The organism is Succinimonas amylolytica DSM 2873, assembly GCF_000378405.1.
Classification (GTDB): Bacteria; Pseudomonadota; Gammaproteobacteria; order Enterobacterales; family Succinivibrionaceae; genus Succinimonas; species Succinimonas amylolytica.
This window is the reverse complement of the sequence record NZ_KB899636.1, coordinates 893,056-906,134: the sequence shown is the minus strand read 5'-3', so window position 1 is coordinate 906,134 and position 13,079 is coordinate 893,056. Positions and strand designations below refer to the sequence as shown.

The 13,079-nt window shown below is 47.1% G+C and carries 10 protein-coding genes and 1 tRNA gene; all 11 read right to left on the bottom strand.

What is annotated here, in order from left to right:
• Positions 1–452 precede the first annotated feature (452 nt).
• The 11 genes from F557_RS0104000 to cgtA all read right to left on the bottom strand — a co-directional run bounded on the left by F557_RS0104000 (position 453) and on the right by cgtA (position 13,031).
• Positions 453–740 carry a hypothetical protein gene (locus tag F557_RS0104000; protein ID WP_019000965.1) on the bottom strand — a complete coding sequence of 96 codons (288 nt, stop codon included), beginning with the start codon at positions 738–740 and terminating at the stop codon, positions 453–455.
• 323 nt (positions 741–1,063) lie between these two features.
• Positions 1,064–2,419 (bottom strand): 23S rRNA (uracil(1939)-C(5))-methyltransferase RlmD, encoded by a 1,356-nt coding sequence (gene rlmD, locus F557_RS0103990; RefSeq protein ID WP_019000963.1) that lies wholly within the window; start codon positions 2,417–2,419, stop codon positions 1,064–1,066.
• Between the two features lie 42 nt (positions 2,420–2,461).
• A tRNA-Ile gene (locus F557_RS0103985) sits at positions 2,462–2,538 on the bottom strand.
• Between the two features lie 242 nt (positions 2,539–2,780).
• Positions 2,781–4,688, bottom strand: a complete 1,908-nt coding sequence (gene rpoD, locus F557_RS0103980) for an RNA polymerase sigma factor RpoD (RefSeq protein ID WP_019000962.1) — start codon at positions 4,686–4,688, stop codon at positions 2,781–2,783.
• Between the two features lie 326 nt (positions 4,689–5,014).
• The gene (rpoD, locus tag F557_RS0103975; RefSeq protein ID WP_019000961.1) at positions 5,015–6,955 is read right to left on the bottom strand and encodes an RNA polymerase sigma factor RpoD; all 1,941 of its coding nucleotides are present in this window, start codon (positions 6,953–6,955) and stop codon (positions 5,015–5,017) included.
• Between the two features lie 165 nt (positions 6,956–7,120).
• Positions 7,121–8,977 (bottom strand): DNA primase, encoded by a 1,857-nt coding sequence (dnaG, locus tag F557_RS18725; RefSeq protein WP_019000960.1) that lies wholly within the window; start codon positions 8,975–8,977, stop codon positions 7,121–7,123.
• Between the two features lie 297 nt (positions 8,978–9,274).
• Positions 9,275–10,111 (bottom strand): symmetrical bis(5'-nucleosyl)-tetraphosphatase, encoded by an 837-nt coding sequence (locus tag F557_RS0103965; RefSeq protein WP_019000959.1) that lies wholly within the window; start codon positions 10,109–10,111, stop codon positions 9,275–9,277.
• A 29-nt stretch (positions 10,112–10,140) separates the two neighbouring features.
• Complete coding sequence (locus F557_RS0103960) at positions 10,141–10,638, bottom strand: dihydrofolate reductase (protein WP_019000958.1); 498 nt, start codon at positions 10,636–10,638, stop codon at positions 10,141–10,143.
• Position 10,639: 1 nt separating this feature from the next.
• Complete coding sequence (locus F557_RS0103955) at positions 10,640–11,104, bottom strand: threonine/serine exporter family protein (RefSeq protein WP_019000957.1); 465 nt, start codon at positions 11,102–11,104, stop codon at positions 10,640–10,642.
• Complete coding sequence (locus F557_RS20970) at positions 11,104–11,898, bottom strand: threonine/serine exporter family protein (protein ID WP_019000956.1); 795 nt, start codon at positions 11,896–11,898, stop codon at positions 11,104–11,106. Before F557_RS20970 ends, F557_RS0103955 begins: the two co-directional genes overlap by 1 nt.
• On the bottom strand, positions 11,895–13,031 hold the full coding sequence (gene cgtA, locus F557_RS0103945) for an Obg family GTPase CgtA (protein WP_019000955.1): 1,137 nt from the start codon (positions 13,029–13,031) through the stop codon (positions 11,895–11,897). Before cgtA ends, F557_RS20970 begins: the two co-directional genes overlap by 4 nt.
• Positions 13,032–13,079 lie beyond the last annotated feature (48 nt).

The window sequence follows — 13,079 nt, the reverse complement described above, 5'->3', positions numbered from 1 at the left end:
CCTTCAGATATTCGTATGCCGGCAGTATCCATTCTGCTGAAAAAGCTGAATACCTTGCCAGCTGCTGCCTTGAGACATTAAATCCCAGGCTATTGCTGATTTCCTTGCGCTATTCTGTTCAGCGGGATGCGATTCCGCATTCTTTCAGCGATTGTCTGAGCCGCAAAGGAAAAGCCAAATACAGTCTTCGGAAGAGAATCCTTTTCCGGATTAATCCCGGCTATCACGGCCGGCGTTTCATCATTCTGAGCCGGCAGAGCTTTCCTCATAGACAGGAACGTATGATAAAACCCTGAAGCCTTAAAAAGACGGTTTAAGACCTAATATCAATACCTCGAAAATATCACTAGCCAATCCGCTATATTCCGACGCAAGATAATGAAACTACAGCCCCGTTTCTGCATACATGCACGGAAATTTCCAAAAACCGGTGTTTGGTAGTTGCGGTTACATCACAGCAATTCGTTCCACCCCTCCAGAATCACCTGATGGTTGTCCACATATTTGCTGCGAAAGCGCTCTCCAGTAGCTCTGTCGGCAATAATTTCTTCCGGGTACTCATCACAGATCTCATCATACTCGCTCTCGCTGATCAGGCTTGTGGTAAAGAAATCATCATTGCGGCTCGGGACTCCATGCCATGCAAAGTACTGCCTTTTTCCATTCTGTGTCCGGTATCCGCAGCCAAATCTCACCTGATTTGAAATTACCCGAAAATCACAGTCCTTATTTTTATCCATGAATTTCCTCCAACAATCCCAATAATCAGTACCCAGAATCGTATAAGCTCCACATCTTATCCCACGTATGTCACTATTTCTTATAATCCCGAGGATAGTCACTTACATGAATTTTAAGTCTTTTCTGAACCCGTCCGTCAGAAAGATATCCAGTACCATATTTTGCCGGTTTAGTAACCTGAAGCTCAATCCGCATATTTGCTGCAAAAACATTCTAATGGCACTCTGTCTGAAATGAGGTGTTCCAAAAGCTCCTGCTGAATTTCATCCTCATATCGGGTTTCAGACCACGCAAAACGCGATCCCTAGCCCTAAAAGTGGCATTATTTGCACTTCCTGACTCGAGTGAGCTTTACCACTGATTCTACGTGGCAGGTGTGCGGGAACATGTCAAAAGCATATAGACAATCCATCCGGTAACCGAGTTTCAGAAACAGCGCTATATCCCGTTTCTGGGTTTTTGGATTGCATGATATGTACACAATTACAGGAACATCAAGAGCAGCCAGGGTGTTTATAACGCTTTCCTCAAGTCCTTTTCTGGCCGGATCCAGAATTACACCGTCAAACTTCACGCCCTCATCAACAAGCTTCGGGAGCACCTCTTCCACTAATCCTGCATAAAACCTGGCATTGGTAATGCCGAATCCCCTGCTGTTATTTTCCGCATCCCTGACTGCCTCCGAAATCACCTCTATTCCATATACCTCAAGAACTCTTTCGGACAAACGCAACGATATGGTACCAATACCGGAATAAAGATCTGCTATCACAGAATCAGGTGCCGGATTCAAAAGCTGAATGGCCTTGTCATAAAGTTTTTCGGTAATCTCTGTATTTATCTGAAAAAAAGACTCTGGCTTGACAAGAAAAAGCCGATCATAAAGAGGCATTACTGCGTAAGGATTCCCACTGACAACCTGGAAATTCTCCCCGAAAATCCGGTTTCCTGAAGTGCTGTTGAAATTAATGATAATATTGGAAATCCCCGCCGTTTTCAGATACCTCAGCACCGGTTCAGGAACAAAACCTCGTCTTAGAACCAGCACCGCACATCGTCCAGCATCGAGAACCACTGAATCTCCTGCTGCCCGCCCTCTTAAAAACAGGTATCTAAGATTTTCAGCAAAATCTGTCATTTCCGGATCGTCGTCATGACCATTTATAAAATCCCGTACTCCATTTCTGAGCCGATTCATCCAGACCGGCTCCAGACTGCAGTCAGGAATAGCGGCAATTATGTGGGAAGCTCGTTCGTAAAGACCAAGAACAAATCTGCCGTCCTGATCACGCCCTCCCATATAAACAGCCTTATTACGGTAACGGAATGGATCTTTCATTCCGGTAACCCCACGGTAAAGCGCCCCGGTGAAGCCCGGAAGATCTCCGTAAAGCCGCAGCAGATAATCAGATTTGAATCGAAGCTCTGCTTCATAGGAAAGGCCGGTAAAGGAGCATCCGCCGCACCTAATGGCGCAAAAATCCGAAATTCTGTCCGGACTTTTGTCAATAATTTTCAGAAGCTTTCCGGAAATATATCCTGTCTTTTCGACAATAGACTCGACAACAGCAGTTTCTCCCGGAAAAACACCGGGTACAAAAACTTTTTTTCCGTTATATACTCCCAGACCAATTCCTTCAACAGTGAAATCTGAGACAGTTACGGTGATTGAAGACATCAGAAAATGAAAAAAGAAATGAAGACTTAGGAAGAATCCCTATGGTGGCCCATCACTGACTTGAACAGTGGACCAAACGATTATGAGTCGTCTGCTCTAACCGACTGAGCTAATGGGCCGCGGAACGGAAGCAATTATACAAGTCAAAATGAACATTGTCTACATCTCCAACAAACTTTTTTAACCAGTAAAAACCGCCCAATACCGCTATTTTTACATATTCTCAAAATCCTGACAGCCTTGAAAAACGCAGTTATATGCCAGTATCCACTCTGGTATCCCTTTGGCAGATAAAAAAGGGCCTGTTTAAAAGCCCTCTTTACCTGAAATTACCCTGAATTCTGCCTGAATATCCTGAAGTCTAAACCGCTTCCTGATTGCTGTCCAAGAAGCTGCGGAGCGCAGTAGATCGGCTGGGATGTCGTAGCTTGCGCAAAGCCTTGGCCTCAATCTGACGTATTCTTTCCCGGGTAACGTCAAACTGCTTGCCAACCTCTTCAAGAGTATGATCCGAATTCATCCCAATACCGAAACGCATCCTGATAACACGAGCCTCACGGGGAGAGAGTCCGCTCAAAGCTTTTTCAGTAATGTCCCTGAGACTGTCGACTGTAGCAACATCGGCGGGAATCGGCAGCGTGGTATCCTCCAGAAAATCCCCGTAATGAGAATCCTCATCATCCCCCACCGGCTTCTCCATGGAAACAGGTTCCTTGGAAATTTTCATAACCTTCCGGATCTTGTCCACCGGAAGCCCCATCCTCTTTGCCAGATCCTCCGGAGTGGGCTCCTTGCCATTCTCCTGAAGCATTTGCCGGGAAACCCGGTTAAGCTTGTTGATAGTCTCTATCATATGTACCGGAATTCTGATGGTTCGGGCCTGATCCGCTATGGATCTGGTAATAGCCTGCCGAATCCACCAGGTGGCATAAGTGGAAAACTTGAAGCCTCTCTTGTATTCAAACTTATCCACAGCCTTCATAAGGCCAATATTGCCCTCCTGAACCAGATCCAGAAACTGCATGCCTCTTCCGGTATACTTCTTGGCAATGGATATTACCAGCCTGAGGTTGGCATTAATCATCTCCCCTTTGGCTTTCTGGGCATTCTGATCCAGTAGAATAAGCTCCTTTTTCAGATCCCGGAGTTTATAAATCTCGATACAGATCTTGTCCTCAATACCCGAAATTCTCTCAAGCTCATCAAGAATCTGCGTTCGAAGTCCCAGCATCTTGGCTGCGAAAGGACAATTCTGCCCTGTAACCGCATCAAACCAATCCTTGTCAAAGGGCTTTTTGTTATCGAGATAATACTTGCGATATGATGGAAGATCCATGGAACAGCGCTTCTTAAGGAGATCTGACATGTAATCGTCATGAGGACGCATTTCCGAAAAATGATCCTGCGCTACCCGTGAAAGATAGGAAAGCTCCTTTTGGGGCAGTTTGAATCTGACAAACTCCTTCTCCATTATCGTAAGGGCCCGATGGGTCTGCGAGTGTCTGAGACCGTTTTTAACACGGGACTTCTCAAAAGAACGGTAAGCCTTCTCCAGATAAACCATCTGAGCTGCAACCTCCTCTAGAGACGGCCCGGTTCCCCCGGCATCATCCATGTCCCCGTCATCCTTAACAGCTCCGACATCACCATCATCATCCGCATCATTATCGGAACCGGCAGGCTCATCCTCAGATATTTCCCCGGAAGCATCTGCCAGATCATCAATATTCCCGGTATCGGATGAAGGTGCCTCATCTTCCCTGACATCATCTCCTTCTGCCTCTTCTTCGCTTTCAGGACGGAAACCTGAAACCAGGTCGGATACCCGGGAATTCTGACTGGAAATCTCCTGAAACTGATCCAGAAACTGCTTTACCACTAAAGGACAGCGCCCTAGACATGACTGTACTCCGCGCACACTTTCTTCGATTCGTCTGGCTATCTGCACCTCTGTTTTGCGATCCAGAAGTCCCACACTTCCCATTTCCCTCATGTACATTCTTACCGGATCCGAAGTCTTTCCAATATCGGATATCATCTTTTCGGTTTCAGAGGCTGTCTGGTTCAGAATCAGATCGTCAGATTCAGGCGGCTTGTCATAAATCTGAATATCCATTTCCTCGCAGCGCTGGAAAAAATCCTCCAGTTTTTCATCATCCTCAAATTCGGCAGGCAAATGCTCTTTGATCTCTGATTTTGTAAGATATCCTCTCTCTTTACCATCAATAATAAGCTGTCTTAACGAAATAAATGCAGAAGAATTTTCCATTATACCGCCTTAATAGATGGCACCACTCCCGAAGGGGCCGCCATAAAAACTTATGCAAAGAACCATGAAAAATTGAAACTGTCGCCCTTTTTATCACAGAAAAAAAACAGAAAGGCCCTGCTGAAAGAAGTACAGCGGCGCAGAAATATGAAAAAAGAGGACTCCCATATTTAAATGGGGTATAGGATTTTAGATCCTGTAGAGACAGTATGTTAAACGATGAATTGAAAAAATATGATCTTAGTCACATTAATAGACGTGTTACGCTATAAAGTCTGACTTTACATCAGACTTTAATCTGCGATTTTCCTTATACTTAAAAGCTGTTAATTATCAACAAAACTCTTTAATGGTTCAGATCTTGTAGGATGTCTGAGCTTACGGAGTCCCTTGGCCTCAATCTGGCGGATACGCTCCCTGGTAAGTCCAAAATGCTGGCCTACCTCTTCAAGCGTATGATCCGAGGGCATCCCAATGCCATAGCGCATACGGAGAACCATAGCCTCACGGGGAGAAAGATCCGTAAGGATCTTCTCAATAACAAATTTGAGATTATCCTGAGCAGCCAGATCCTGAGGCATCTGAGTAGTCTCATCTTCCAGAAAATCTCCCAGTCTGGAATCCTCGTCATCACCTATGGGTGACTCCATCGACATCGGCTCCTTGGAGATCTTCATTACCTTCTGAATCTTTTCCACGGAAATCCCCATTCTGGCAGAGATCTCCTCTGGAGTGGCCTCATGCCCCTTTTCCTGCAGAATCTGGCGGGCGATCCGATTGTACTTATGCATGGTTTCAATCATATGCACAGGCACCCGGATAATACGAGCCTGATCGGCAATCGAACGGGTTATGGCCTGACGAATCCACCAGGTGGCATAGGTGGAAAACTTGTAGCCCCGGCGATATTCAAATTTATCCACAGCCTTCATTAGACCGATATTACCCTCGGAAATCAGATCCTGAAAAGGCATGCCACGATTAATATACTTCTTGGCAATGGAAACCACCAGACGCAGATTTGCCTCTATCATCTCCGACTTGGCCTTTTTGGTCTTGGCCTCCCACATCATGATTTCCTGACTGATACGGCGGATTTCCGATATTCTGGTCTGAGAATCGTTTTCAATACCTCTGAGACATTCCACTGCACTGAGGAGCTGCTTCTCATAAACTACAGCTTTTTTGGCAAAAGGCTTCTTGAGCTTTATGATATGCTCATACCATTCGGAAGACGCCTCCTTTTTTGATTCGGAATAATAACGCCGGTATTCCTCAGGCTTGAGGCCGCAGTTCTTAACGAGAATCAATCGAATCTGCCTCTCCTGATTTTTAAGTCTTTCGGCAAAATCTCTGACTACTGTCAGTATCTCCTCGTTGAGCTTGCTGTTGATTACAAAGCCGCAAAAGCTCTCCTTCATTTCAGCAAAATGCTTCTCAGTAGTCTTGGCTCCTCTGCCGAATCGCTTGAGAGATTTCATGGCCGCATTGTAATTTTTTCTGAGAACTGCAATGCGCTCCGCTGCAAGAACCGGATCCACATCCAGAGTTTCCCCGTCCGCAGGCATTACGGCATCATCGGAATCATCCGACTCAGTACCATCCTTTTCAGGATCATCAATATCGGAAGATTCTCCGGAACTGTCCTCAGCTTCCTCACCATCATCTTCGACATCATCGATAACTCCGCTGGTATCTACGGACGAGTCAAGACCATCAATATTGATTTCCTCATCATCCGCGGAAAGGCAGTCACTATCGGCTGAAACCTCGTTTTCATCAAACCCAGAGTTTTCCTGAAAACCGATAATCACATCCGAAAGCTTGCAAAGTCCCTTTTCATAATTATCAAAATGTCTGAGAAGAATCTCCTCAGAGGCCGGAAAATCAGACAGCAGGGACTGTACACGGCTCTTTCCCTCTTCGATACGCTTCGCAGTGTTGATTTCCTGCTCTCTGGTAAGCAGGTTTACTGCACCCATTTCACGCATATACATTCTGACCGGGTCAGAAGAGCTACCGATATCGGTAATAAGATTTTCCGTTTCGCCAGCCGTCTGATTGAGCACCAAATCTCCCTCTTCCGGCTCTTTCTCGCAAATCTGGATATCACGTTCTGCCAGAACCTGAAAAATCTCATCCAGCTTTTCAGATTCAAAGTATTCTTCAGGAAGCTTTTCCTTAATCTCCTTTACCGTGAGATAGCCACCCTTTCTCTTGCCTTCCTGAGTAAGCATCGCCAGGATTGATGACGGCTTTTCTTCCATATAAAAACATTTCTCCAGAGTTAAGAGTTCTTTACAACCGAAGACAGAGCCGCTTCCCAAAAAACGACATCTATCTGAAAGCGCATATTTTACACCACTTAAAATAAGTTTAAAGGGGGGAAAATAAAGATCTTCGGTTGTTTTTTCAGATTTCAGCCCGCAAAATTAGCCCTCACGGCCTCTGTCTGCCAAAAGCTCCCGGGTTCTGGTTTCAAGATACTGAAATTCCATAAGATCTTTAGTATCAAGCCCGCCATTCTTATGCCCCTTTATCCTCAGGGCCTGCGTTCTGGCCGTAAGATGCTCCATAAGAATGTTTTTTATAAAGTGCAGAAGATCAATAATCTTAATCTCCACAAAACCTTCCTGCTCAACTTCGGTGTCAGATCTCGCCGCCAAAAGCCCGATAAGCTTTCCCACATTGCCAGATTCCCGGTATTTTTCCAGAATGGCTCCCGTGGTGGTATCCGGGGAGGCCTTAATTTTCGAGATAAGATCCAGAAGCACCGAACTGCGGTCTCTGGCATATTCATTCAGAAGAGCCACCATCCGATCCGGTTCGGGAATGGCCCTGAGAAGCTCCGGATCCTTTACCAGTCTGGCTACCACAGCTCTCATGGGTGTCATGGGAATAGCGTCAGGATCGGCATATCCTCCCTGCTTCCGGGAAGATTCCCGAAGCTCCGCTCCGCGAACAGCTTTTCTGGCCCGGATATTATCTATGGCGGTATCAATACTGGAATGCAGACTTTCCTGAGACCATCCCACTAGGTTTGCCAGTCTTTTCTCAACAGCAGTCCTTGTCAGCGTGGCTTCAGGCATCATACTCAAAAGCTCGGAGGCTCTGTCAATGCAGTTTACTCTGCTGCCGTCATCAGCAACACTGTATTCCTTCTCCAGTGTGGACACAATATATTCCGGAAGGCTTTCCGCATGCTCCAGATAATCAATCATAGCCTGGGCCCCCTGAGTTCTCACTAGGGTATCAGGATCATGCTCCGGAGGCAGAAAACAGAACTGAAGTTGCTTATCGTCCCTGAGAGCCGGAAGTGCTGTATTAAGGGCATGCCAGGCCGCATTGCGTCCCGCAGAATCACCGTCATAACAGAAAATAATCCTGTCTGACTGCTTAAAAAGAAGATTCATCTGCTCCGGGGTAGTGGCTGTTCCCAGCGAAGCCACCGCATTATGAATACCTGACTGTTCCAGGGCAATCACATCCATATACCCCTCGGTAATCATAATATAGGAAAGATTTTTGTCCCGCAGATTTCGTATGGAATCAAGATTAAAGAGTTCGTGCCCTTTTTTGTATACCGGACTTTCTCTGGAATTGATGTACTTGGGTTTGGAATCATCAAGAACCCTGCCGCCAAATGCAATGGTGCGGCCTCTTTTGTCACGAATAGGGATCATCACCCGATTTCTGAAGGTATCATAGATCTTTCCCTGCTGGCTCTGCGTTGCCAAACCGAGTTCTGCCATTGCCTTCAGGATTTTAGGATTGTCTCCTGCCAGTTTTTTTATCAGAAAATCCCAAGATTCCGGGGCAAAACCCACATGATACCGTCGGAGAGTATCATCGGACAATCCCCTGCCATGCAAATATGCCAGGGCTTCAGGATGTCTTGAAAGTTCTGCTTCGTAATATCCGGCGGCCTGCTCCAGCAGTTCGTAGAAGTCGACATCATACTCCCTCTTTTCCTGAGTCTTGCCGGAACTTTCCTCGTACTCCACAGGAACCCCGGCTTCCTTTGCCAGCTGTTCCACCGCCTCCGGAAAGCTCAGCTGATCATAATCCATAATAAAACCCAGAACATTCCCGGATTTATGACATCCAAAACAGTTGTAAAACTGCTTCTGCTGGTTAACACTGAAACTGGGGGTTTTTTCATTATGGAAGGGACAGCAGCACATATAACTGCTTCCGGAACGCTTTAAGGTCAGTCGGGATCCGATAACATCGACAATGTCAACCCGATCGATCAGACGCTCAATAAAATCCTTTTTAATGTACGGCATTCTCTATCACCTCGTCTTAAGCTTTCTATCAGTATCATTCTGGCGTGCCGGACATTCATACCGTATCACAGCCGTTATGCCAGAAGACTATAATTAATTTCAATATTAATTACAATAAAAAATATCAATACCGGTATTAACCAGCAGAACGTTCAGAATCAATGAGCAGCTTAAAGTAGGGAACGCTCCGAAGAGCATGGTGGAAACGTGGGCAGCATAAAAAACGAAAACAGAAAACACACCGTCAGGTCTTCCTAACTCCGGAGGATATACCGGAATTCCTAACTGGGATAGCCTTTAACGAGGAATGCTATATCCGGAAGCAACGCTGAAAACCGTATCGGTATCAAAACACCAGCCAGTAAGTCTACCGCCCCAGACGCACCCGGTATCCAGAGATTTTATACCGGGTATCCGGCATCTGCCTCCCAGAGCAGCCCAATGTCCGAATACCAGCACAGAGCGACCAGTATCCGGAGAAAATCCCCCTCGCTCAAACCATGGTCTCAGCCCCTCTTTTGCGGCCTCCTCGGGAGAGTTCTTGTTTTTGAAATCCAGAGTACCATCCGGCCGGCACAGCCGAATTCTGGTCAGAACATTCACAATAAAGCGGATACGATCGATCCCCGTCAGTCCAGGATCCCATCTGTCAGGGGTATCGGCAAACATATTCTGCAGAAACCTGCTTCTGGTAACAGGATTCCCGAGCACCTGCTCCGCCTCCCGGGAAAATCTGACAGCATCGTCGATATCCCATTCAGGGATAATTCCGGCATGAACCAGAAACAGGGGAACCCGGGGATGCCGGAAGGCAAGAGGGGCACGGGAAAACCATTCCGCAATATCCTCCAGATCCGGCGAATTCAGGAGCTCCTGTAGCATATCTTTTCTTTTTGGTTCCCGAAAACCATAAACAATTGCCAGAAAATTCAAATCATGATTACCCAGCACAAAAGTCGCCCGTTCTCCAAGATCCATGATGTAACGGACGGTATCCAGAGGCCGGGGACCTCTGCCGATAATATCTCCGGTAAGCAGAAGCTCGTCACTGGCCGGATCAAAATTCATTTCCCTCAAAAGACGTCTGAATTCATCATAGCAGCCGTGAATATCGCCCACACAGTAAACCGCCATAAAAAACCTCGCTTCCGCCGGACATCCTGTTACAGGAAATGAGACTTTCTTGCCAGAGTAAGGAATTCCAAGGCAAAAGCGTTTTTCATATCCCCCGGAACCTCCTCGCTGCTCACCACATTAAAGTCTTCCAGGGAATAGCGAGGGAAAAAGACATCACCATCTATATGAGCCTTTATAAGAGTAATATAAAAGCGATCCGCCAGGGGGAATGCAGTTTTATAAAGCTGACCGCCTCCGATGACAAAGACCTCCTTATCCGCCCCCGACTGACGCACACCTTCGGCCAGAGTTGCCACCCTGACAACACCTTCAGCCACTTGGTAATCAGGATTTCCGGTAACTACGATATTCAGCCTTCCCGGCAGCGGACCTCCGATACTTTCATAGGTTTTTCTGCCCATAATAATCGCATGTCCCCAGGTTAAATCCTTGAAACGTCTGAGGTCCCTGGGCAAATGCCAGGGCATTTTCCCGCCCCTTCCGATAACAAAATTTTCAGTATGAGCAACAATAATAGAAAGCATATCAGACCACCGGACGTTTGCGATAAAAGAAGAGCGGAGGCAGGGCAATTCCGGCCCCCATTGCAAGCATTATAGCCCCGGTGGTAATACCATTAAAACAAAAGGATTCAATTTCTTGAAGCCGAGGGCCGGTACCATCATAAATCTGTATAGCACTTAACAAAGTCAGGTAAGCATTACGTCCGGGGATTACAGGAATGATGCTGGCCACCGTAAACAGCGGACGCGGCACCTTCAGTCTGGGAGCAATGGCGATAAAGGCAAGACTCATCAGCGTTACCGCCAAAAAAGTCGCCGTGACAATACCTAATGAAAACTCCCGCATCAAAACCATCCTGGAACACCAGGTAAAAGCTCCGCCGGCGGCACACCAACCGAGATACCGCGCCGGCACATGAAACAGCAGGGCAAATGCCACCGCAGGCAGAGTTGCCAGAAGCGTTTTTAGCACATAATCGGCAAACATTATTTATAGCTCCAGAACCCAAGCGGCAGAAAATGTAGCGCTGCGGTAATCCCCAGGGAAACCGATGTCAGCAGGATCGTGGTGATCATCAGTCTGTTAAAGGCCATACTGTAGTACCCTTTAAAAAGATCCAGCACTCCGTTTACAAAAGGAAATCCCGGAACCAGCAGCAGTACTCCAATAACCAAGGCAATTCCCAGATCATCCGGAGGCAGCCGAAAAATATAAACCCCCAGAGAATAGGAAATCAGCGTCCCAAAAAAACCCAAAAAACCAAACACAAAAACCGGGAACAGTACATATTTCTGGAGAAGAACCCGAAACGCCATGGTGATAAAACCTGCAAGAAATCCTGAAATCCCGGCCAGGAAGCTTCCGTCATTCAACCATCCGAAAGCCGCAGTAGCAAGGCCAATCACAAAACAGAGCAGCAGGGGATTGATCTCCCGGGTTCTGATACTCCGGAATCTGTTCTGAAAATCAGTAAATGATACCCGGGCCTGCTCAGCCTCCAGACAGAGTCCGGTTATTTCGGCAAGTACGTCCATCTGAATGCCATGGAGCATTCCTTTCCTGGTCAGAGATTGGTATCCTCCTGAAGTTTTAACAGAAATACATACCATTCCGGACAGTACAATAACCTGGATATCCGGATAGCCGAAGGCCCTGGCGATGCGTTCTGTGGTCTGCACCACCAAACGGGTCTCGGCACTGGATTCCATCAGTCTGACAGCCACTTCCGAAAACAGTTCCAGATACTGCTGTTCCTCCGGAGGGTTCATCACTGAACTCATAAAATTTCCTGAGCGAATTCTTCCTGAATATCATCGGGACGCTCCTCTCTGACAGGCTCCGGTCTTTCCGTCCACACAAAATCCCGGGCTGCCGTATCTGTCTCATTCTGTTTTTCCTGATCCGCCAAATCCTGAATGAGCTGCATTACCTCCTGACAAAGACTATCAGTACCCTTGTGAGCCAGAGCAGAAATTACAAAATACCTGTCCGGCTGTTCCGGAATGGCCGCAAGTACTGAAGATACAATCTCATCCTGCTCCTCGGAGGAAAACACATCACATTTATTGAATACCAGCCAGCGCGGTTTTTCAGCAAGCTTTTCACTGTATCTCCGAAGCTCACTTTCAATAACGGCAATGTTCTTTGCCGGATCGGATCCGTCTATTGGCTTCATATCCACCAGATGCAAAAGCACCCGGCAGCGTTCCAGATGGCGAAGGAACCGGTGTCCCAATCCCGCACCATCACTAGCTCCCTCTATAAGTCCCGGGATATCCGCCACCACAAAGCTGGCCCCCTCCGAAACCCGAACCACACCGAGACTAGGAACCAGGGTGGTAAAGGGATAATCAGCAATTTTCGGACGAGCGGCGCTGACTGCGGAAATGAAAGTGGATTTTCCGGCATTGGGCAGCCCCAGTAATCCAACGTCAGCCATCAGCATCAGTTCCAGCCTGATAAAGCGCTTTTCTCCAGGAGATCCATCAGTCTTCTGCCTCGGAGCCCGGTTCACCGAGCTCTTGAAACGGGAATTTCCCAGACCATGAAAACCGCCTTTAGCTACCAGAAGCTTCTGCCCTTTTTTCAGGAGATCTCCCAAAGCTTCTCCGGTATCTGCATCAATAATACGGGTACCCACGGGAACCCTGAGAGTAACATCAGCACCTCTTGCTCCGGTACAGTCGGAACTCCCTCCGTTTGATCCCCGGCCAGCCGCAAAAAATTTCTGATACTGATAATCCACCAGAGTATTCAGATTATCATCAGCAACGACAAAAACATCCCCTCCGTCGCCGCCGTCGCCACCGTCAGGTCCGCCCTTTGGAATATACTTCTCTCGCCGAAAGCTGACTATACCATTACCTCCATCACCAGCCTCGACACGTATCTGAGTTTCGTCAACAAATTTCATTACTCTACCCCCTTAGGCAAAAAAAAGCCCTACCAATCAAAAATCGGT